The following is a 20,918-nucleotide window of genomic DNA, read 5'->3' as shown; positions in this document are numbered from 1 at the left end:
CGCTGAGGTTTTCCAGAATGAAGGGCCTTAGGCCTTTTTCGCGCCGAAAGCACCGAAACGGTCGGCGAACTTCTGAACGCGACCACCGGTGTCCAGAGTCTTCTGCTTACCGGTGTAGAACGGGTGGCACTCGTTGCAAACGTCGATCGCCAGGGCTTTGCCGAAGGTCGAACGGGTTTCGAACTTGTTGCCGCAGCTGCAGGTTACTGCAACTTCTGGGTAATTCGGGTGGATATCGGCTTTCATGGTGTTTTCCTCAGCTGGCGTGCCGCCATCCAACACGATTGTTGAATACCGCACGTAATTAGGCCGCGGATTCTACCAGACAATCCCGATCACGCAAGCTGTCACTGAGACCGACCGTCTGCTAGGCTCCCGCCCTTCTCCACCGCCCCGCCTATGAGAATCCTCCGCGTGCCCGACGCCATTCTGCGCCTCGCCCTGCCTTCGCCCCTGCGCCGCCTGTTCGACTATCGGGCCCCGGCCGGCGTGCTGCGTTCGCAGTTGCAACCGGGCATGCGCCTGCGGGTGCCGTTCGGCCGACGGGAGATGATCGGGATTCTGGTGGAAGTCACTGACACCAGTGAAGTGCCGGTGGAGAAGCTCAAACCGGCACTGGCGCTGCTCGACGCCACCGCTCCGCTACCGCCGGCGCTGTTCAAGCTGTGCCTGTGGACGGCGCAGTATTATCAGCACAGCCTCGGCGACACCCTGAGCTGGGCGTTGCCCGTGCTGTTGCGCCAGGGCGAACTGGCCGAGGTTCGGCAGGAACGCTTCTGGTCCGCCGCTCCCGGCGCCAGCCTCGACGACCCGCGCATCGCCCGCGCCCCGCGCCAGCGTGAAGCCCTGGCGACTTTGGCCCAGCACCCTCACGGCGTCGCCCATCAGTTGCTGAGCAAACTGATGCTGAGCAAGGACAGCCTCGATCTGCTGCTGGCCAAGGATCTGGTGCAAGTCGAAGTGCGCCGCCACGCCCCCGGCGCACGCCATGAACACTGGCTGGCCCAGCCCGAGCTGCCGCTCAACAGCGAGCAGCGCGCCGCATACGAAGCGATTCGCGCCGGTTTCGACAGTTATCACGCGTTCCTGCTGGCCGGGGTCACCGGCAGCGGCAAGACCGAAGTCTACTTGCAGCTGATCCGCGAAACCCTTGAGGCCGGCAAACAGGCGCTGGTGCTGATCCCGGAGATCAACCTCGGCCCGCAGACCCTCGCCCGCTTCGAGCAACGCTTCAACGCCCGCATCGCCTTGCTGCACTCGGCGGTCAACGACCGTGATCGTCTGGACGCGTGGCTCGCCGCCCGTGACGGCGAGGCCGACATTATTATTGGCACCCGTTCGGCGCTGTTCACCCCGATGAAGAATCCGGGTCTGATCATCATCGACGAAGAACACGACGGCTCCTATAAACAGCAGGAAGGCCTGCGCTACCACGCGCGGGATCTGGCGCTGGTGCGGGCGCGGCAGGAAAACATCCCGATCGTGCTCGGTTCCGCGACCCCATCGCTGGAAAGCCTGCACAACGCCTACACCGGCCGCTACGGACTCCTACGCCTGAACGAACGTGCCGGCGGCGCCAAACAGCCACGCTTCCTGCGCCTGGACGTGAAAAGTCGTCCACTGGACAGCGGCATTTCCGGGCCGATGCAGCAAGCCATCGGCCAGACCCTCGCCGCCGGCCAGCAGGTGCTGGTGTTCCTCAACCGCCGGGGGTTTGCCCCGACGTTGCTGTGCCACGATTGCGGCTGGATGTCCGAATGCCAGCGCTGCGATGCGCGGATGACCGTGCACCAGCGCTACGGCGAGTTGCGCTGCCACCACTGCGGTTACGTGGAGCGCGTGCCGCGCCAATGCCCGAAGTGCAACAAGGTCGATCTGCGCCCCGTGGGCGCCGGCACCGAGCGGGCCGAGGAACGGCTGGCGATTCTGTTCCCGGACTATCCGGTGTTGCGCGTCGACCGTGACAGCACGTCGCGCAAGGACGCGATGAACCAGTTGTTCGCCACGATCCAGAAAGGTCAGCCGTGCATTCTGGTCGGCACCCAGATGTTGGCCAAGGGGCACCACTTCCCTCGGGTGACGCTGGTGTCGATCCTCGATGCCGACGGCGGTCTGTTCTCCGGCGACTTCCGCGCCAGCGAGCGCATGGCGCAGCTGATCGTGCAGGTTGCCGGGCGTGCCGGGCGTGCGGAGGAACCGGGCAAGGTGATCATCCAGACGCATCTGGCCGACCATCCTTTATTGGTGCAACTGACCGAGCAGGGTTACTTCGCCTTCGCCGAACAGGCCCTGAGCGAACGCCGCGCCGCCGGCCTGCCGCCGTTCGCGCATCTGGCGCTGTTGCGCGCCGAAGCGCACAAGCCGGGGCAGGCCGAAGGCTTTCTTGATGAAGCCTGCAGCGAGGCCGAGCGCTTGCTGGCCGAACAGAGCCTGACCGGCATTGAACTGCTGGGACCCGTGCCGGCGCCGATGGAACGCCGGGCCGGGCGTTTCCGCGCGCAGCTTCTTTTACAGGCCACGGCCCGGGCGCCGCTACACCGACTGCTGGCGAGCTGGCTGCTGGTGCTGGAGCAGATGCCAAGCGGCCGGGCGGTGCGCTGGTCGCTGGATGTCGACCCCGTCGACTTGTATTGATTGATCGATCGCTATCGCTGGCAAGCCAGCTCCCACAGGCGAATTGTGTCGCTCTTGTGGGGGCTGGCTTGCCAGCGATGGCTGACGAATTGTCACCACACATCCACATCCTGCCTGCTAAGGTTGGCAAGCCCGTCTTCGCAACGGATAATGCCCAGTTTTTCCACCCGCGCATCGATGCGCCGCCGCGCTTGCGGTCGAAAGAGAAGACCATGAAAGACACCATTCGCCAGCTGATCCAACAAGCCCTCACCCAACTCGTCAACGAAGGTGTGTTGCCTGAAGGCCTGACGCCGGCGATCCAGGTGGAAAACGCCCGGGACAAGACCCACGGCGACTTCGCCAGCAACATCGCGATGATGCTGGCCAAGCCTGCGGGCATGAAGCCACGCGACCTGGCGGAAAAAATCATCGCCGCCCTGCCGGCTGACGAGAACGTCACCAAGGCCGAAATCGCCGGTCCTGGCTTCATCAATTTCTTCCAGAACACCCAGGCGCTGGCCTCGCGCCTCGACGCGGCTCTGGCCGACGCTCACGTCGGCGTGCGCAAGGCCGGCCCGGCACAACGCACCGTGGTCGACCTGTCGGCACCGAACCTGGCCAAAGAGATGCACGTCGGCCACCTGCGCTCGACCATCATTGGCGACGGTGTGGCGCGGGTACTCGAATTCCTCGGCGACACCGTGATCCGTCAGAACCACGTTGGCGACTGGGGCACCCAGTTCGGCATGTTGATGGCGTACCTGCAGGAAAACCCGATCACCAGCGACGAGCTGTCGGACCTGGAAAACTTCTACCGCGCCGCCAAGCAACGCTTCGACGAATCCCCGGAATTCGCCGACCGCGCCCGTGGTCTGGTGGTCAAGTTGCAGGCCGGCGACGCTGAATGCCTGGCGCTGTGGACCAAGTTCAAGGATATCTCGCTGTCGCACTGCCAGAAGATCTATGAACTGCTCAACGTCAAACTGACCATGGCCGACGTGATGGGCGAAAGCGCCTACAACGACGACCTGATCAACGTGGTCAACGACCTGAAAGCCGCCGGCATGCTAGTCGAGAGTAACGGCGCCCAGTGCGTGTTCCTCGACGAATTCAAGAACGCCGAAGGCGAGCCGCTGCCGGTGATCATCGTCAAGGCCGACGGCGGCTACCTGTACGCCACCACCGACCTGGCGGCCGTGCGTTATCGCAGCGGCAAGCTGAAGGCCGACCGTGCGCTGTACTTCGTCGACCAGCGTCAGGCCCTGCACTTCCAGCAAGTGTTCGCCGTGGCGCGCAAGGCCGGTTTCGTGACCCATCCGATGGAAATGGAGCACATGGGCTTCGGCACCATGAACGGCGCCGACGGCCGTCCGTTCAAGACCCGTGACGGCGGCACCGTGAAGCTGATCGACCTGCTGACCGAAGCGCAGGAACGCGCCTACAGCCTGGTGAAGGAAAAGAACCCGACACTGGCCGAAGACGAACTGCGCGCGATCGCCAAAGTGGTCGGCATCGGCGCGGTGAAATACGCCGACCTGTCGAAACACCGCACCAGCGACTACAGCTTCAACTTCGACCAGATGCTGAACCTCGAAGGCAACACCGCCCCGTACCTGCTGTACGCCTACACCCGCGTGGCCGGTGTGTTCCGCAAGCTTGAAAAGGAATACAGCGAAGTCGATGGCCAGATCGTCCTCGAAGCGCCCCAGGAACACGATCTGGCAGCCAAACTGGCGCAGTTCGGTGAAGTGCTGAACAACGTTGCGGAAAAGGGCACGCCACACACCCTGTGCACCTACCTGTACGAGGTGGCCGGCCTGTTCTCCAGCTTCTACGAGAACTGCCCGATCCTCACCGCCGACACCCCGGCACAAATGCAAAGCCGTCTGCGCCTTGCCGCGCTGACCGGCCGTACCCTCAAGCAAGGCCTGGAACTGCTCGGCCTGGAAACCCTGGAGCGCATGTAAGTTGGCTGCCAAGAAAAAACCTGCACCCAAGCGTGGCGCCAGCCGTTACCAAGCTCCAGCAAAGCAGCCGATTCCGGGTTGGCTGTGGATGGCCATCGGCCTGACGGTCGGCGCGTTCATCGTGTTTCTGATGAAACTGGAGCCGGGCAAGGGCAGCGACACGGTCAAGCGCGAGAAGGTCGAGCAACAGCAACAACAGAAAGCCAGCAAGATCGCCGAGGCCAACAAGACCCCGCCGAGCCCGACGCAACCGGTGAAGCCGAAGTACGACTTCTACACCCTGCTGCCGGAATCGGAAGTGATCGTGCCGCCTGATGCCGTGCCGGAGAAAACCCTGCCGACGCCGCAGGTGCCGGCGATCCCGACCACGCCGGTGACCCCGGCGGAAGCGGCGAAGATCGACACCGCACGGGCGCAGGCTGCACTGGCCGGGATCACCCCGCCGCCAGCGCCGCCGGTGACCAAGGCTGCACCGGTGACCAAGTTCTTCCTGCAGGCCGGCTCGTTCCGCAAAGAGACGGATGCCGACAAGGTGCGCGCGCAGATCATTCTGCTCGGCCAGGCGGTCGCGGTTGAGTCCGGGACGGTCAAGGATGAAACCTGGTATCGGGTACTGGTCGGCCCGTTCAGCAACCGTGAACAGCTGACCACCGCTCAGAAACAACTGGCGGGCGCGGGCTTCAGCAACCTGTTGTTACAACAACGCCAGAGCCGCTAACAACTTCCCACTGATCGTTCCCACGCTCCGCGTGGGAATGCAGCCCGGGACGCTCCGCGTCCCTTGCCGCGGGGACGCGGAGCGTCCATTGAGGCATTCCCACGCGGAGCGTGGGAACGATCATGTCGTTCTGCGTGGGACCGATCATGTACAAAGCACCGCTCGTCCCCTCTCCCGCCCCACAGTTGAAATCCTCTCCACCACCCCCATATGAATGGGCATAAGGCATTTTCGCCCCGCAGTGTGGAGACTCTTCCCTTGACCACCATCGTTTCAGTCCGCCGCCACGGCAAAGTCGTCATGGGCGGCGACGGCCAGGTTTCTCTCGGCAACACCGTGATGAAAGGCAACGCGAAGAAAGTTCGCCGCCTGTACCACGGCGAAGTCATCGCCGGTTTCGCCGGTGCCACCGCCGACGCCTTCACCCTGTTCGAACGCTTCGAAGGCCAGCTTGAAAAACACCAGGGCCACCTGATCCGCGCCGCCGTCGAACTCGCCAAAGAATGGCGCACCGACCGCTCCCTGAGCCGCCTCGAAGCGATGCTCGCGGTCGCCAACAAGGACGCCTCGCTGATCATCACCGGCAACGGTGACGTGGTCGAACCCGAAGACGGCCTGATCGCCATGGGTTCCGGTGGCGCCTACGCGCAAGCCGCCGCCAGCGCTCTGCTGAAGAAGACCGACCTGTCGGCCCGCGAAATCGTCGAGACCGCTCTCGGCATCGCCGGCGACATCTGTGTATTCACCAACCACACCCAGACCATTGAGGAGCAGGATCTCGCTGAATGAGCCTGACGCGGCCCCTGTGCCACGGCTTGTTTCTGCTTGAGGACCGTCAATTATTATGTCCATGACTCCCCGCGAAATCGTCCACGAACTCAACCGCCACATCATCGGCCAGGACGATGCCAAACGCGCCGTCGCGATTGCCCTGCGCAACCGCTGGCGCCGCATGCAGTTGCCTGAAGAGCTGCGCGTTGAAGTGACCCCGAAGAACATCCTGATGATCGGCCCGACCGGTGTCGGTAAAACCGAGATCGCCCGTCGCCTGGCCAAACTGGCCAACGCGCCGTTCATCAAGGTCGAAGCGACCAAGTTCACCGAAGTCGGCTACGTCGGCCGTGACGTCGAATCGATCATCCGTGATCTGGCCGACGCCGCGATCAAGATGCTGCGCGAGCAGGAAATGACCCGCGTTCGCCACCGTGCCGAAGACGCCGCCGAGGACCGTATTCTCGACGCCCTGCTGCCGCCGGCACGCATGGGCTTCAGCAATGAAGAAGCGCCGACCCAGGATTCCAACACTCGCCAACTGTTCCGCAAGCGCCTGCGCGAAGGTCAGCTGGACGACAAGGAAATCGAGATCGAAGTCGCCGAAATGGCCGGCATCGAAATCGCCACGCCTCCGGGCATGGAAGAAATGACCAACCAGTTGCAGAACCTGTTCGCCAACATGGGCAAGGGCAAGAAGAAGGCCCGCAAGCTCAAGGTCAAGGAAGCGCTGAAGCTGGTACGCGACGAAGAAGCCGGTCGCCTGGTCAACGAAGAAGAGTTGAAGGCCAAGGCCCTGGAAGCAGTCGAGCAGCACGGCATCGTGTTCATCGACGAGATCGACAAGGTCGCCAAGCGCGGCAATGTCGGCGGCGCTGACGTGTCCCGCGAAGGCGTGCAACGTGACCTGCTGCCGCTGATCGAAGGCTGCACCGTCAACACCAAGCTGGGCATGGTCAAGACCGACCACATCCTGTTCATCGCCTCCGGTGCGTTCCACCTGAGCAAGCCGAGCGATCTGGTGCCGGAACTGCAAGGTCGTCTGCCGATTCGCGTCGAACTCAAGGCCCTGAGCCCGCAGGACTTCGAACGCATCCTCAGCGAACCGCATGCCTCGCTCACCGAGCAATACTGCGCTTTGCTGAAAACCGAAGGCCTGAACATCCAGTTCCAGCCGGAAGGCATCAAGCGTCTGGCGGAAATCGCCTGGCAGGTCAACGAGAAGACCGAGAACATCGGTGCCCGTCGCCTGCACACGCTGCTCGAGCGTCTGCTGGAAGAGGTGTCGTTCAGTGCCGGCGATCTGGCCAGCGCCCATGACGACAAGGCGATCGAGATCGACGCCGAGTACGTCAACAGCCACCTGGGCGAATTGGCGCAGAACGAAGACCTGTCCCGTTATATCCTGTAAGCCATACTTACAGTGGTCGTGAAACTGTGGGAGCCATCGGCTCCCACAATTTTTTTCACCTGACGGAACGCCGGCAATGACCCAACTCCCCACCGACATCAAACTGCACAAAGCCTCGAAAACCCTGTCGCTCAAATACGCGTCCGGCGAGGAGTACACCCTGCCCGCCGAATTCCTGCGCGTGCACTCCCCCTCCGCCGAGGTCCAGGGCCACGGCAAACCGATCCTGCAATTCGGCAAGCTGCACGTCGGCCTGACCAAGGTAGAACCGGCCGGTCAGTACGCACTGAAACTGACCTTCGACGACGGTCACGACAGCGGTCTGTTCACCTGGGATTACCTGTACGAGCTGGGGCGACGTCATGACGCACTTTGGGCCGATTATCTGGCCGAACTCAAAGCCGCCGGCAAAACCCGCGACCCGGACCAGTCCGTCGTCAAGCTGATGCTCTAGTCCGCGCCTCGGACTGTTTAGAGGGCATTTTCTAGATTCATCTGTTTGAATGCTCCGCTAAAGCGGCCCGGGATCGGCTGCTTGCGAAAAAAATCAATCTCGGGTAACCAATGGAACTGGCAAGTTCCCTGCAGTGCTCTACGACTGTAAAGCAGCTATGCAGAATCAACGGTCACCCGAGCAGTAGTACCTGGCATTGGCTGTGGAACTGCACAGCAGAAAACCGGGTACTCGTCTCAGGACAATGGAGCGTCGTAGATGAGTAACAAGAATAACGATGATTTGAAGTACCAGGCCTCGGAGAACACCCTGGGGCTGAATCCTGTCGTTGGGCTACGCGGAAAGGATCTGCTGGCCTCTGCTCGAATGGTGCTGACCCAGGCCATCAAACAACCGATCCATAGTGTCAAACACGTCACCCAGTTCGGCCTCGAACTGAAGAACGTGCTGTTCGGCAAATCCGACCTGCAACCGGCGGGCGATGACCGTCGCTTCGTCGATCCGGCGTGGAGTCAGAACCCGCTGTACAAACGTTATCTGCAAACTTACCTGGCATGGCGCAAGGAACTCCATGCCTGGATCGACGACAGCAGCCTCTCGCCCAAGGACATCGCGCGTGGCCACTTCGTGATCAACCTGATGACCGAGGCGATGGCCCCGACCAACACGGCGGCCAACCCGGCGGCAGTCAAACGCTTCTTCGAGACCGGCGGCAAGAGCCTGCTCGACGGCCTCTCGCACCTGGCCAAGGATCTGGTGCACAACGGCGGCATGCCGAGCCAGGTCAACATGGGCGCGTTCGAGGTCGGCAAGAGCCTGGGCGTGACCGAAGGCGCGGTGGTGTTTCGCAACGATGTGCTGGAACTGATCCAGTACAAGCCGATCACCGAGCAAGTGCACGAGCGCCCGCTGCTGGTGGTGCCGCCGCAGATCAACAAGTTCTACGTATTCGACCTCAGCCCGGACAAGAGCCTGGCGCGCTTCTGCCTGCGCAACAATGTGCAGACCTTCATCGTCAGCTGGCGCAACCCGACCAAGGAACAGCGCGAGTGGGGCCTCTCGACCTACATCGAAGCCCTGAAGGAAGCGGTCGACGTGGTCACCGCGATCACCGGCAGCAAGGACGTCAACATGCTTGGCGCCTGCTCCGGCGGCATCACCTGTACCGCCCTGCTCGGCCACTATGCCGCCACGGGCGAGAACAAGGTCAATGCCCTGACCCTGCTGGTCAGCGTGCTCGACACCACCCTCGACAGTGATGTCGCACTGTTCGTCGACGAGCAGACGCTGGAAATGGCCAAGCGACACTCCTATCAGGCCGGCGTGCTCGAAGGCAAAGACATGGCCAAAGTCTTTGCCTGGATGCGTCCCAACGATCTGATCTGGAACTACTGGGTCAACAACTACCTGCTCGGCAACGAGCCGCCGGTGTTCGACATCCTGTTCTGGAACAACGATACGACTCGACTGCCGGCCGCGTTCCACGGCGACCTGATCGAGATGTTCAAAAACAACCCACTGATTCGCCCCAATGCACTGGAAGTGTGCGGCACGCCGATCGACCTCAAGCAGGTGACCGCCGACATCTTCTCGCTGGCCGGCACCAACGACCACATCACCCCGTGGAAGTCCTGCTACAAGTCGGCGCAGCTGTTCGGTGGCAAGGTGGAATTCGTGCTGTCGAGCAGCGGGCATATCCAGAGCATTCTGAACCCGCCGGGCAACCCTAAATCGCGCTACATGACCAGCGATAAAATGACCGCCAATGCCGATGACTGGCAGGAGAACTCGACCAAGCACGCCGACTCCTGGTGGCTGTACTGGCAGGCATGGCAGGCCGCGCGTTCGGGCGAGCTGAAGAAGGCGCCAACGAAACTGGGCAACAAGGCGTATCCGGCAGGCGAAGCTTCACCGGGCACTTACGTACACGAGCGGTAACCGACACCTGAAGAAACTGTGGGAGCGGCGGTTCGACTTGCCGCGATAACGGTATTTCAGTCGACACATTGGCTGAAGCTGCCACCGTCATCGCGGGCAAGCCCGTTCCCACAGGGTTCGAGGTGGAACATAGAATTTGCGACCCACAGGGCCTTGAAGCATGCCGCACCCGTTCATCTTTCGAACCGTCGAGCTGGATGGCCAGACCATCCGCACGGCAGTCCGCCCCGGCAAGCCTCACTTGACGCCCTTGCTGATTTTCAACGGCATCGGCGCCAACCTGGAGCTGGTGTTTCCTTTTGTCGCGGCGCTGGATCCGGACCTTGAAGTGATCGCCTTCGACGTGCCCGGTGTCGGCGGTTCCTCGACGCCGAGCCGGCCGTATCGCTTTCCGGGGCTGGCGAAGCTCACCGCGCGGATGCTCGATTACCTCGACTACGGACAGGTCAACGTGATCGGCGTGTCCTGGGGTGGCGCGCTGGCGCAACAGTTCGCCTACGACTATCCCGAGCGATGCAAAAAGCTGGTGCTGGCGGCGACCGCTGCCGGTGCGGTGATGGTGCCTGGCAAGCCGAAAGTGCTGTGGATGATGGCCAGCCCACGGCGCTATATCCAGCCGTCCCATGTGATCCGCATCGCCCCGATGATCTACGGCGGCTCGTTCCGCCGCGACCCGACACTCGCCGCCAGCCATGCGGCGAAGGTGCGTTCGGCGGGCAAGCTCGGCTACTACTGGCAACTGTTCGCGGGCCTGGGCTGGACCAGCATTCACTGGCTGCACAAGATCCACCAGCCGACCCTGGTGCTGGCCGGTGATGACGATCCGCTGATCCCGCTGATCAACATGCGCATGCTCGCCTGGCGCATCCCCAACGCGCAGCTGCACATCATCGACGACGGGCATCTGTTCCTGATTACCCGGGCCGAGGCGGTGGCGCCGATCATCATGAAATTCCTCCAGGAGGAACGTCAGCGTGCGGTGATGCATCCGCACCCGACACCGCTGGGCGGATAACCGTCCCGGCACGGATTTCTGGACAGCGTTTTGCAGCGCGTCTGGACAGGTGCGTGGCAGGAGGCCGCGCAAGCAGCAACCCGCAACAGCGTCTATGGTGTTCTGGTTCGGTGTGTTTGTTTTTGGCCTGAAGACGAAGGAGTGTTGAGTCATGCGTGACAAACCAGCGACGGGCGTCGTGCCCAGCCCCGCCGTGTTCATCAATGCACAGAGTGCCATGACCGGTCTGCGTGGCCGCGACCTGATCTCGACCTTGCGCAGCGTGGCAGCCCACGGCTTGCGCAATCCGATCCACAGTGCAAAACACGCCTTGAAGCTGGGAGGTGCGCTCGGACGCGTGCTGCTCGGCGAAACCCTGCACCCGACCAATCCGCAGGACAGCCGCTTTGCCGACCCGGCGTGGAGCCTGAACCCGTTCTACCGGCGCAGCCTGCAGGCTTATCTGGCCTGGCAGAAACAGGTCAAGAGCTGGATCGACGAGAGCAGCATGAGTGACGACGACCGCGCCCGCGCGCATTTCGCCTTCACCCTGCTCAACGACGCCGTGGCGCCTTCCAACACCCTGCTCAATCCGCTGGCTGTGAAAGAACTGTTCAACTCCGGCGGCCACAGTCTGGTGCGCGGTCTCAGCCATCTGATTGATGATCTGCTGCACAACGACGGCCTGCCACGCCAGGTCACCAAACAGGCTTTCGAAGTCGGCAAGACCGTCGCCACCACCACCGGCTCGGTGGTGTTTCGCAACGAAATGCTCGAGCTGATCCAGTACCGGCCGATGAGCGAGAAGCAGTATTCGAAACCGTTGCTGGTGGTGCCGCCGCAAATCAACAAGTACTACATTTTCGACCTCAGCCCGAGCAACAGCTTCGTCCAGTTTGCGCTGAAGAACGGCTTGCAGACCTTCATGATCAGCTGGCGCAACCCGGATGTGCGCCATCGTGAATGGGGCCTGTCGACCTACGTCGAAGCCGTGGAAGAAGCGATGAACATCTGCCGGGCGATCACCGGCGCCCGTGAGGTCAACCTGATGGGCGCCTGCGCCGGCGGGCTGACCATCGCCGCGCTGCAAGGGCATCTGCAGGCCAAGCGGCAGTTGCGGCGGGTCTCCAGCGCCACCTATCTGGTGAGCCTGCTCGACAGTGAAATGAACACCCCGGCCACCCTGTTCGCCGATGAGCAAACGCTCGAAGCGGCCAAGCGGCGCTCCTATCAGAAAGGCGTGCTGGACGGTCGCGACATGGCCAAGGTGTTCGCCTGGATGCGCCCCAACGATCTGATCTGGAGTTATTTCGTCAACAACTACCTGCTGGGCAAGGAGCCGCCGGCGTTCGACATTCTCTACTGGAACAACGACAGCACCCGCCTGCCCGCCGCGTTTCACGGCGACATTCTGGACTTCTTCAAGCACAACCCGTTGACCCATCCGGGGGGCCTGGAAGTGTGCGGCACGCCGATCGACCTGCAGAAGGTCACGGTCGACAGCTTCAGCGTGGCCGGCATGAACGACCACATCACGCCGTGGGACGCGGTGTATCGCTCGACACTGTTGCTGGGCGGCGAGCGGCGCTTCGTGCTGTCCAACAGCGGCCACGTGCAGAGCATCCTCAACCCGCCGGGCAACCCGAAAGCCCATTACGTCGAGAACGGAAAGCTCAGCAGCGATCCGCGCGCCTGGTACTACGACGCCAAGAAAGTCGACGGCAGTTGGTGGCCGCAGTGGCTGGAGTGGGTGCAGCAGCGCTCCGGCACCCTGCACGAAACCCGGATGACCCTCGGCAACGCCAATTACCCACCGATGGAAGCAGCACCCGGCACCTATGTGCGTGTGCGCTGACTGACTCAAGCCCTTTTAAGAAGACTGGATGAAAACAAGCGAACGGATCCTCGAATGTGCCCTGCAGTTGTTCAATGAAAAGGGCGAGCCGAACGTCTCCACCATGGAGGTTGCCAATGAAATGGGGATCAGCCCCGGCAACCTTTACTACCACTTCCACGGCAAGGAACCGCTGATTCTCGGACTGTTCGAGCGCTTCCAGAACGACCTCGCCCCGCTGCTCGACCCGCCCGCCGATGTTGAACTGGCGCCGGAGGATTACTGGCTGTTCCTGCACCTGATCGTCGAACGGCTGGCGCAGTACCGTTTTCTGTTCCAGGACCTGTCGAACCTGGCCGGGCGTCTGCCGAAACTGGCCAAGGGCATTCGCCAGTTTCTCAACGTGCTCAAGCGTACGCTCGCGTCATTGCTGGCGCGCTTGAAAGCGTCGGGGCAACTGGTCAGCGACACCCAGGCGCTGGGGCAACTGGTGGAGCAGATCACCATGACGTTGCTGTTCTCGCTGGACTATCAACGGATTCTTGATCGTGAAGGGGAAGTGCGGCTGGTGGTGTACCAGATCATGATGCTGGTGGCGCCGCATCTGTTGCCGCCGGTGAAGGTGGCGACGGAGAGGATGGCTTTGCAGTACCTCGAAGATCACGAGTAATCCGACGGCGTTTACCCAAACAAAAACGCCCGACCTTCACAGGCCGGGCGTTTTTTTGAGCTCTGAAAAATCAGGACTGACTGGTTGGCGTCGACGGAGTCGATGCAGCAGTCGGAGCAGGCGCCGGGGTTGGAGCCGAGGCGGAGTTCGACGTGCTTGCCAGTGCTTGCGGTGTGGTCACCGGTTTTGGTGCTGCAGCTTTCGGCGCAGCGGCTTTCGGCGCAGCCGGTTTTTTCACTGCCGGTTTTTTCGCCGCAGCCGGTTTGGCGGCAGGCTTGGCAGCGGGTTTGGCGGCAGCCGTTTTCGCTGCAGGCTTGGCCGCCGGTTTGGCAGCTGGTTTTGCTGCCGTTTTTGCAACTGGCTTGGCGGCGGCCTTGGCAGCAACCGGTTTGGCCGCGGCTTTCGCTGCAGGCTTGGCGGCAGCGGTTTTGGCTGCTGGTTTTGCGGCCGGTTTGGCGGCGGCTTTAGCCAGTGGCTTGGCAGCGGTTTTGGCCGCAGGCTTGGCTGCTGCGGTTTTGGCCGCGACAGGCTGAGCTTTCAGGCCGGTGAGTTTTTCGATCTGCCTGGTCAGGGTATCGACCTTTTTGTGCAGATCCTTCACCTCGTTGCGGCTCGGTACGCCCAGGCGCGAAATCGCACTGTTCAGGCGCTTGTCGAAAGCCCCTTCCAGCTGATCCCAGGTGCCCAGCGCGCGATCTTTCACGCCGCTGATGCGCGATTTTGCCGAGCTTGCAGAGTCCTTGGCAGCATCGACTTTCTTGCCGACTGCAGCCTTGGTGAGCTTCTCGGCTTTCTCGCCGTCTTTGACCAATGTATCGAAGAGCTTGCTGCCGTCAGTGTCGATCTTCGAGTACACGCCTAAACCAGCCAGCCAGATCTTGCGGGAATAGTCTTCGACTTTTCCGATCCACGAGCTGCCTTCTTTATCGGTGTTCTTTTTACCAGCCATCCCGTTCTCCTTAAGATTTACGCGCGACGCGTTCGAGCAATGCCGTCAGCTCATCGAGCTTAGCAGAGAGTGTCTCAACGTCATGTTTAGACGGAATGCCGATACGATTCAAGGCACTGGCCACACGTGTGTCGAACGCCTTCTCGACCTTGTCGAGCTGAACTTCGACCCGGCCTTTGAAAGAGCTGACTTCGCTCTTGGCTTCATCGATCTCGGCGTTGGCTGCTTCGAGTTTTTCGGTGACGGCTTTTTTGCCTTTCTTTTCAACAGTTTGACCAGCCTTGATCAACTCCTGAAAGTACTCGCTGCCCTCCTGACCGACCTTGGTGTAGGCACCCAGGCCTGCCAGCCAGATCTTGCGGGCATAGGATTTGACGTCGCTCAGAGCGGAAGTCGAAGCGTCGATTTTTTTCTTCAAAATGACTTTGGCCATGGTGCACCTCACGCGCAGAAGGTTTGAGGAACTGCCCTGACGAGTGTCGGGCTCAGGCACAAAGTAGGGAGAAAAATTAGAAACGGCACCCTAACAACTGACATAAAAGACGGGGCAAACACGTACCCTGTGGGAGCGGGCTTGCCCGCGATAGCGTAGGTTCAGCCGATAAAGATGCTGGATTTGCCGACGCCATCGCGGGCAAGCCCGCTCCCACAAGGATTTGAAGCTGCAAGAACCGCGTCAGACCAGCGCTTTATCCAGCGCCTTCTCGATCTCGGCTTTGATCATGCCGCTCATGGCCGACATCATCAGGCCCAGTTCGACGTCGACCCGGATCGAATCCTCGGCCACATGCACCGCGCCCTTCACGCCCGAACGCTTGAGGTTCAGGACATCGCCCGACCACTGCGGCTCCAGGCCATATTGATCGGAAAGTTTCTGCGCCAGTTTGTCGGCTTTCTCGCGGGCTGCTTCCTTGCCCAGGCTGTGGGCACGCTCAACACTGATATGGGCCATTGAATGACTCCTGCTTTTTGAATGGGGCTATGAATGCCTGCAACGAATCTTGACCGCCACTGCGGCAAATCGTCCCGAAGGTTGCCCATCTTACCTTTAGCCATTCCAAGACAAAGCATGGCTTGGGGATTAGAATGTCGCGCATTCTCTTTTGGTGACAGCGATATGACTGATCAGCGCAAAGGCAGCGATGCCGAACCCACCACTCACTTCGGCTTCAAAAACGTTCCGGAAAGCCAGAAAGCGGAAAAAGTCGCTGAGGTTTTCCACTCCGTAGCGGCGAAGTACGACCTGATGAACGACCTTTTGTCGGGCGGCATGCACCGTCTGTGGAAGCGTTTCGCGATCGAACTGTCGGGCGTACGCGCCGGCAACCGCGTGCTGGACATCGCCGGCGGCACGGGCGATCTGACCAAGAAGTTCTCGCACCTGGTCGGCCCGACCGGTCAGGTGGTGCTGGCCGACATCAACGAATCCATGCTCAAGGTCGGTCGTGACCGCCTGCTGGATGTCGGCGTGTCGGGCAACGTCGAGTTCGTCCAGGCAGACGCTGAAAAGCTGCCGTTCCCGGACAACCATTTCGACTGCGTGACCATCGCCTTCGGCCTACGCAACGTGACGCACAAGGAAGACGCCCTGCGCTCGATGTTGCGCGTACTCAAGCCGGGCGGTCGCCTGCTGGTACTGGAATTCTCCAAGCCGACCAACGCGCTGATGTCCAAGGCCTACGACGCCTATTCGTTCGCCTTCATGCCGCTGATGGGCAAGCTGATCACCAACGACTCGGAAAGCTATCGTTACCTGGCCGAATCGATCCGCATGCACCCGAATCAGGAAACCCTGAAGTCGATGATGGTCGACGCCGGTTTCGACCGCGTGACCTATCACAACATGACCGCAGGCATCGTCGCCCTGCACCGCGGCATCAAACCCTGATGCTGCTGACCGGGCTGCTCGCCAGCGTCGAACTCGGCCTGAACCGCGTGCTGCGTCTCGACAGCACGGCGCTGCCGCGACTGGCGCATCTGACCGGCAAAGTGATTGCCGTGGATTGCCGCAGCCCGGCGCTGCAACTGTTCATCCTGCCGAGCGACGAAGGCCTGATGCTGGCGTCCCACTGGGAAACCGGCGTCGACTGCACCCTGCGAGCCCCGGCCTCGAGCCTGGTGAAACTGGCCCTGAGCAAGGACAAGACGGCGGTGCTGCACGCACCGGAAGTCGAACTCGACGGTGACAGCGGCGTGCTGCTGGAACTGGCCGGCGTGCTGCAGGACCTCGAGCTGGACTGGGAGTACGAACTCTCGCGCTGGCTGGGCCCGGTCGCCACGCAACTGGTCGGCGGTCACCTGCGCAGCCGCGCCCGCTGGTATCAACAAGGATTTGCCAGCCTCAACCAGAACCTCGCCGAATACCTGGCCGAAGAATCGCGCACCCTCGTCGGGCAGCGCGAAGCCGAAGCCCGCTTCAGCGAACTGGACCGGATCAAACTCGATCTGGAACGTCTCGAGGCGCGCTTCGAGCGCCTTTCCCGATCCCTCGACCCAAGCGATAACGCATGAAGCTGCTCGCCGTCCGCCGTCTGTTGCGCATCCAGCGCGTCGTGATCCGCTACCGCCTCGATGACCTGCTGTTCGATCTGCCTTTGCCGTGGTTCCTGCTGGCGCTGCGCTACGTCTTGCCGTGGCGCTGGTTCCCGCGCAAGCCGCTGGAGCTCAGCCGTGGCGCACGTCTACGCCTGGCGTTGCAGGATCTGGGGCCGATCTTCATCAAGTTCGGGCAGATCCTCTCGACCCGCCGCGACCTGCTGCCGGAAGACATCGCCGATGAGCTGATGCGGTTGCAGGACCGGGTGCCGCCATTCGATTCGCAGCTGTCGGTCAAGCTGATCGAAGAGCAACTGGGCAAGAAGATCAGCGAAGTGTTCAGTCGCTTCGACGTCGAACCGCTGGCCTCGGCCTCGGTGGCGCAGGTACACGCCGCGCAACTGAAGACCGGCGAAGAAGTGGTGGTCAAGGTGATCCGCCCGGGCCTGAAACCGGTGATCGCCCAGGATCTGGCGTGGCTGTTCATCCTCGCCCGCGCCGCCGAAAAGGTCTCCGCCGACGCCCGCCTGCTGCACCCGGTGGACGTGGTCAGCGACTACGAAAAAACCATCTACGACGAACTCGACCTGTTGCGCGAGGCGGCCAACGCCAGCCAGTTGAAGCGCAACTTCGAGGGCTCGCCGCTGTTGTATGTGCCACAAGTCTATTGGGACTGGTGCCGGCCGAAAGTGCTGGTGATGGAGCGCATCTACGGGATCCAGGTGACGGATCTGGCGACCCTCGCCGACCAGCGCACCGACATGAAGATGCTCGCCGAACGCGGCGTGGAGATCTTCTTCACCCAGGTATTCCGCGACAGTTTCTTCCATGCCGACATGCACCCGGGCAACATCTTCGTCAGCACCGTCAATCCGTGGAGCCCGCAGTACATTGCGATCGACTGCGGCATCGTCGGCAGCCTGACCCCGGAAGACCAGGACTATCTGGCGCGCAACCTGTTCGCCTTCTTCAAGCGCGACTACCGCCGCGTGGCGCAATTGCACATCGATTCGGGCTGGGTGCCGGCGGAAACCAAGCTCAACGAATTCGAAGCGGCGATCCGTACCGTGTGCGAGCCGATCTTCGAAAAACCATTAAAAGATATTTCATTTGGCCAGGTGCTGATGCGCCTGTTCCAGACCGCGCGCCGCTTCAACATGGAAGTGCAGCCGCAACTCGTATTGCTGCAAAAGACCTTGCTGAACATCGAAGGCCTGGGCCGTCAGCTGTACCCGGATCTGGATCTGTGGAACACCGCGCAGCCGTTCCTCGAACGCTGGATGCGCGAGCGCGTCAGCCCGAAAGCCTTGCTCGGCAACGTCCAGAGCCAGTTCGAACAACTGCCGCATCTGGCCAACATGGCCCGCGACCTGCTCGAACGCATGTCCCAGCCCCACGCCAACGACCCACCGCCACCGTGGAAAAAACGCAAGGACGACTGGTTCCTGCGCCTGCTCGGCAGTGCCCATCTGGCGGGCGGTACGATCCTCGCCGCCGGGGGCCCGATGCACGAACTGGGGCATTGGCCCGCCGGGATCATGGTGGCAGTCGGCTTGTATCTGGTCGTTCGCCGATAGCCAGTTCCGTGATCGGCTGGCACACTGTTTCAACGCCTGAACCCGACTATTGAAGTGTGGGTTCGCTGTCGGAGTCGAAGATGAAAAACTGGCTGGACGAGATCAAGTGGGACGCCGATGGCCTGGTGCCGGCGATTGCCCAGGATCACAAGACCGGACGCGTATTGATGATGGCCTGGATGAACCGCGAAGCCCTGGAGCTGACCGCGGCGGAAAACCGTGCCATCTATTGGTCACGTTCCCGTGGCAAGCTGTGGCGCAAGGGCGAAGAGTCCGGCCACGTACAGACGCTGCATGAAATGCGTCTGGACTGCGACGCCGACGTCATCATCCTGATGGTCGAGCAGATCGGCGACATTGCTTGCCATACCGGCCGTCAAAGCTGCTTCTACCGCGTCTTCGAAAACGGCGACTGGAAAACGGTCGACCCGGTCCTGAAAGACCCGCACGCCATCTATTCCGCAGGACACAAACATGAGTGACACCCTGACTCGCCTTGCTCAGGTACTTGAGGAGCGCAAAGGCGCAGCCGCCGACAGCTCGTATGTCGCCAGCCTGTATCACAAGGGTCTGAACAAGATTCTGGAGAAGGTCGGCGAAGAATCGGTCGAAACGATCATTGCCGCCAAGGACGCCGCCGTCAGCGGCGACTGCAGCGACGTGATCTACGAGACCGCCGACCTGTGGTTCCACAGCATGGTCATGCTTGCCCAGCTGGGGCAGCATCCGCAGGCAGTGCTGGATGAGCTGGATCGCCGCTTCGGCCTGTCCGGACACGTCGAGAAAGCCTCGCGTCCGTCCGCCTGAACAACTTCAAGAGAGGAACAGCAACATGGGCATTTTTGACTGGAAACACTGGATCGTCATCCTGGTGGTCGTGGTACTGGTGTTCGGCACCAAGAAACTGAAGAACCTCGGCACCGACGTTGGCGAGTCGATCAAGGGCTTTCGCAAAGCCATGAACCTGTCTCTTATACACATCTCAACCCTGAAGCTTGCATGCCTGCAGGTCGACTCTAGAGGATCCCCGCCACGGTTGATGAGAGCTTTGTTGTAGGTGGACCAGTTGGTGATTTTGAACTTTTGCTTTGCCACGGAACGGTCTGCGTTGTCGGGAAGATGCGTGATCTGATCCTTCAACTCAGCAAAAGTTCGATTTATTCAACAAAGCCGCCGTCCCGTCAAGTCAGCGTAATGCTCTGCCAGTGTTACAACCAATTAACCAATTCTGATTAGAAAAACTCATCGAGCATCAAATGAAACTGCAATTTATTCATATCAGGATTATCAATACCATATTTTTGAAAAAGCCGTTTCTGTAATGAAGGAGAAAACTCACCGAGGCAGTTCCATAGGATGGCAAGATCCTGGTATCGGTCTGCGATTCCGACTCGTCCAACATCAATACAACCTATTAATTTCCCCTCGTCAAAAATAAGGTTATCAAGTGAGAAATCACCATGAGTGACGACTGAATCCGGTGAGAATGGCAAAAGTTTATGCATTTCTTTCCAGACTTGTTCAACAGGCCAGCCATTACGCTCGTCATCAAAATCACTCGCATCAACCAAACCGTTATTCATTCGTGATTGCGCCTGAGCGAGACGAAATACGCGATCGCTGTTAAAAGGACAATTACAAACAGGAATCGAATGCAACCGGCGCAGGAACACTGCCAGCGCATCAACAATATTTTCACCTGAATCAGGATATTCTTCTAATACCTGGAATGCTGTTTTTCCGGGGATCGCAGTGGTGAGTAACCATGCATCATCAGGAGTACGGATAAAATGCTTGATGGTCGGAAGAGGCATAAATTCCGTCAGCCAGTTTAGTCTGACCATCTCATCTGTAACATCATTGGCAACGCTACCTTTGCCATGTTTCAGAAACAACTCTGGCGCATCGGGCTTCCCATACAATCGATAGATTGTCGCACCTGATTGCCCGACATTATCGCGAGCCCATTTATACCCATATAAATCAGCATCCATGTTGGAATTTAATCGCGGCCTCGAGCAAGACGTTTCCCGTTGAATATGGCTCATAACACCCCTTGTATTACTGTTTATGTAAGCAGACAGTTTTATTGTTCATGATGATATATTTTTATCTTGTGCAATGTAACATCAGAGATTTTGAGACACCCTGTGAATGCGCAAACCAACCCTTGGCAGAACATATCCATCGCGTCCGCCATCTCCAGCAGCCGCACGCGGCGCATCTCGGGCAGCGTTGGGTCCTGGCCACGGGTGCGCATGATCGTGCTCCTGTCGTTGAGGACCCGGCTAGGCTGGCGGGGTTGCCTTACTGGTTAGCAGAATGAATCACCGATACGCGAGCGAACGTGAAGCGACTGCTGCTGCAAAACGTCTGCGACCTGAGCAACAACATGAATGGTCTTCGGTTTCCGTGTTTCGTAAAGTCTGGAAACGCGGAAGTCAGCGCCCTGCACCATTATGTTCCGGATCTATGTCGGGTGCG

Annotated in this window: 21 protein-coding genes and 2 pseudogenes; 16 read left to right on the top strand and 7 right to left on the bottom strand. The window is 60.6% G+C overall.

Going from position 1 to position 20,918, the window contains the following annotated elements; genetic code table 11:
- Positions 1-27: 27 nt before the first annotated feature.
- Entirely contained in the window at positions 28-246 is a 219-nt protein-coding gene (rpmE, locus tag AWU82_RS25445) for a 50S ribosomal protein L31 (RefSeq protein ID WP_007952398.1), read from the bottom strand.
- Between the two features lie 168 nt (positions 247-414).
- Between rpmE and AWU82_RS25440 the strand changes: the two genes are divergently transcribed.
- From AWU82_RS25440 to AWU82_RS25395, 10 genes are all read left to right on the top strand, one after another.
- Positions 415-2,634 (top strand): primosomal protein N', encoded by a 2,220-nt coding sequence (locus AWU82_RS25440; protein ID WP_064382832.1) that lies wholly within the window; start codon positions 415-417, stop codon positions 2,632-2,634.
- 212 nt (positions 2,635-2,846) lie between these two features.
- Positions 2,847-4,583, top strand: a complete 1,737-nt coding sequence (gene argS, locus AWU82_RS25435; protein ID WP_064382831.1) for an arginine--tRNA ligase — start codon at positions 2,847-2,849, stop codon at positions 4,581-4,583.
- A 1-nt stretch (position 4,584) separates the two neighbouring features.
- Complete coding sequence (locus AWU82_RS25430) at positions 4,585-5,301, top strand: SPOR domain-containing protein (RefSeq protein WP_039772438.1); 717 nt, start codon at positions 4,585-4,587, stop codon at positions 5,299-5,301.
- A 258-nt stretch (positions 5,302-5,559) separates the two neighbouring features.
- Positions 5,560-6,090 (top strand): ATP-dependent protease subunit HslV, encoded by a 531-nt coding sequence (hslV, locus tag AWU82_RS25425; protein ID WP_039772440.1) that lies wholly within the window; start codon positions 5,560-5,562, stop codon positions 6,088-6,090.
- A 55-nt stretch (positions 6,091-6,145) separates the two neighbouring features.
- A complete protein-coding gene (hslU, locus tag AWU82_RS25420; protein ID WP_039772441.1) occupies positions 6,146-7,483 on the top strand; it encodes an ATP-dependent protease ATPase subunit HslU in 1,338 nt (445 codons plus the stop codon).
- Between the two features lie 76 nt (positions 7,484-7,559).
- A complete protein-coding gene (locus AWU82_RS25415; protein WP_011332068.1) occupies positions 7,560-7,937 on the top strand; it encodes a gamma-butyrobetaine hydroxylase family protein in 378 nt (125 codons plus the stop codon).
- A 258-nt stretch (positions 7,938-8,195) separates the two neighbouring features.
- Complete coding sequence (phaC, locus tag AWU82_RS25410; protein ID WP_064382830.1) at positions 8,196-9,875, top strand: class II poly(R)-hydroxyalkanoic acid synthase; 1,680 nt, start codon at positions 8,196-8,198, stop codon at positions 9,873-9,875.
- 160 nt (positions 9,876-10,035) lie between these two features.
- Positions 10,036-10,890: a poly(3-hydroxyalkanoate) depolymerase gene (phaZ, locus tag AWU82_RS25405; protein ID WP_007952412.1), complete on the top strand. Its 855-nt coding sequence runs from the start codon at positions 10,036-10,038 to the stop codon at positions 10,888-10,890.
- 151 nt (positions 10,891-11,041) lie between these two features.
- A complete protein-coding gene (phaC, locus tag AWU82_RS25400; protein WP_011332066.1) occupies positions 11,042-12,724 on the top strand; it encodes a class II poly(R)-hydroxyalkanoic acid synthase in 1,683 nt (560 codons plus the stop codon).
- A 28-nt stretch (positions 12,725-12,752) separates the two neighbouring features.
- Positions 12,753-13,373 carry a TetR/AcrR family transcriptional regulator gene (locus AWU82_RS25395; protein WP_007952414.1) on the top strand — a complete coding sequence of 207 codons (621 nt, stop codon included), beginning with the start codon at positions 12,753-12,755 and terminating at the stop codon, positions 13,371-13,373.
- A 70-nt stretch (positions 13,374-13,443) separates the two neighbouring features.
- On the opposite strand, the gene AWU82_RS25390 is transcribed toward AWU82_RS25395, so the two are convergent.
- The 3 genes from AWU82_RS25390 to AWU82_RS25380 form a co-directional block, all read right to left on the bottom strand.
- Complete coding sequence (locus AWU82_RS25390) at positions 13,444-14,322, bottom strand: phasin family protein (RefSeq protein WP_064382829.1); 879 nt, start codon at positions 14,320-14,322, stop codon at positions 13,444-13,446.
- Positions 14,323-14,332: 10 nt separating this feature from the next.
- Entirely contained in the window at positions 14,333-14,755 is a 423-nt protein-coding gene (locus AWU82_RS25385; RefSeq protein ID WP_039772451.1) for a phasin family protein, read from the bottom strand.
- 243 nt (positions 14,756-14,998) lie between these two features.
- Positions 14,999-15,274 (bottom strand): polyhydroxyalkanoic acid system family protein, encoded by a 276-nt coding sequence (locus tag AWU82_RS25380; protein WP_007952417.1) that lies wholly within the window; start codon positions 15,272-15,274, stop codon positions 14,999-15,001.
- 165 nt (positions 15,275-15,439) lie between these two features.
- On the opposite strand from AWU82_RS25380, the gene ubiE reads away from it, so the two are divergent.
- The 6 genes and pseudogenes from ubiE to tatA all read left to right on the top strand — a co-directional run.
- Positions 15,440-16,210 carry a bifunctional demethylmenaquinone methyltransferase/2-methoxy-6-polyprenyl-1,4-benzoquinol methylase UbiE gene (gene ubiE / locus AWU82_RS25375; RefSeq protein WP_007952418.1) on the top strand — a complete coding sequence of 257 codons (771 nt, stop codon included), beginning with the start codon at positions 15,440-15,442 and terminating at the stop codon, positions 16,208-16,210.
- Positions 16,210-16,833, top strand: coding sequence for a ubiquinone biosynthesis accessory factor UbiJ (locus tag AWU82_RS25370; protein WP_007952419.1), 624 nt, complete (start codon positions 16,210-16,212; stop codon positions 16,831-16,833). The genes ubiE and AWU82_RS25370 overlap by 1 nt, the downstream gene beginning before the upstream one ends.
- Positions 16,830-18,434: a ubiquinone biosynthesis regulatory protein kinase UbiB gene (gene ubiB / locus AWU82_RS25365; protein ID WP_064382828.1), complete on the top strand. Its 1,605-nt coding sequence runs from the start codon at positions 16,830-16,832 to the stop codon at positions 18,432-18,434. The genes AWU82_RS25370 and ubiB overlap by 4 nt, the downstream gene beginning before the upstream one ends.
- 80 nt (positions 18,435-18,514) lie before the next feature.
- The gene (gene hisI, locus AWU82_RS25360; protein ID WP_007909357.1) at positions 18,515-18,916 is read left to right on the top strand and encodes a phosphoribosyl-AMP cyclohydrolase; all 402 of its coding nucleotides are present in this window, start codon (positions 18,515-18,517) and stop codon (positions 18,914-18,916) included.
- Positions 18,909-19,241 carry a phosphoribosyl-ATP diphosphatase gene (locus AWU82_RS25355; protein ID WP_007952422.1) on the top strand — a complete coding sequence of 111 codons (333 nt, stop codon included), beginning with the start codon at positions 18,909-18,911 and terminating at the stop codon, positions 19,239-19,241. The genes hisI and AWU82_RS25355 overlap by 8 nt, the downstream gene beginning before the upstream one ends.
- Positions 19,242-19,266: 25 nt before the next feature.
- Positions 19,267-19,398: pseudogene (tatA, locus tag AWU82_RS25350) on the top strand (twin-arginine translocase TatA/TatE family subunit); the annotation flags it as partial.
- A gap of 65 nt (positions 19,399-19,463) precedes the next feature.
- Here tatA and AWU82_RS25345 read toward each other — a convergent pair.
- The 3 genes and pseudogenes from AWU82_RS25345 to AWU82_RS29660 all read right to left on the bottom strand — a co-directional run.
- Positions 19,464-19,574 (bottom strand): annotated as a pseudogene (locus AWU82_RS25345) (IS5/IS1182 family transposase); the annotation flags it as partial.
- Positions 19,575-19,666: 92 nt separating this feature from the next.
- Positions 19,667-20,482 (bottom strand): aminoglycoside O-phosphotransferase APH(3')-Ia, encoded by an 816-nt coding sequence (gene aph(3')-Ia / locus AWU82_RS25340; protein ID WP_000018329.1) that lies wholly within the window; start codon positions 20,480-20,482, stop codon positions 19,667-19,669.
- A 38-nt stretch (positions 20,483-20,520) separates the two neighbouring features.
- Complete coding sequence (locus AWU82_RS29660) at positions 20,521-20,694, bottom strand: hypothetical protein (RefSeq protein ID WP_223290705.1); 174 nt, start codon at positions 20,692-20,694, stop codon at positions 20,521-20,523.
- Between the last annotated feature and the right edge of the window lie 224 nt (positions 20,695-20,918).

The organism is Pseudomonas glycinae (assembly GCF_001594225.2).
Lineage (GTDB): Bacteria > Pseudomonadota > Gammaproteobacteria > Pseudomonadales > Pseudomonadaceae > Aquipseudomonas > Aquipseudomonas glycinae.
The sequence above is the reverse complement of the archived record's forward strand: the minus strand, read 5'-3'. Positions and strand labels throughout refer to the sequence as shown.